The sequence below is a fragment of the Psychrobacter sp. 16-MNA-CIBAN-0192 genome, from assembly GCF_040309565.1.
Classification (GTDB): Bacteria; Pseudomonadota; Gammaproteobacteria; order Pseudomonadales; family Moraxellaceae; genus Psychrobacter.
Genome location: NZ_JBEOOX010000136.1, coordinates 1 through 285, shown reverse-complemented (window position 1 = coordinate 285; position 285 = coordinate 1). Strand labels below are relative to the sequence as shown.

1 pseudogene is annotated in these 285 nt (G+C 33.7%); it reads left to right on the top strand.

Annotated features, from left to right (window positions below):
• Nucleotides 1-200 (top strand): annotated as a pseudogene (locus tag AAEY78_RS12650) (hypothetical protein); the annotation flags it as partial.
• Nucleotides 201-285: the final 85 nt, after the last annotated feature.

The following is a 285-nucleotide window of genomic DNA, read 5'->3' as shown; positions in this document are numbered from 1 at the left end:
CCGTTAGAGGGAATATTGCTATGAAAAACAAAATAACTAGAGAAATATTTGAGGTATTGGCAGATGATAAAGACGCCTCTGTCAGAAATAGACTCGTCTATAATAAAAACATACCAAAAGACTTGCTATTGAAGTTAACCAATGATGATGAATCGTTCATCAGAAAAAACGCTATAAATAAGATTAGTGAAAAATTTTGAGTAAGCAAAGCCAAACAGTTCGATACCTATATAGCGCATCAATCACGATAGAATATGTATGGTAAGTACACACCATGAGGTACAC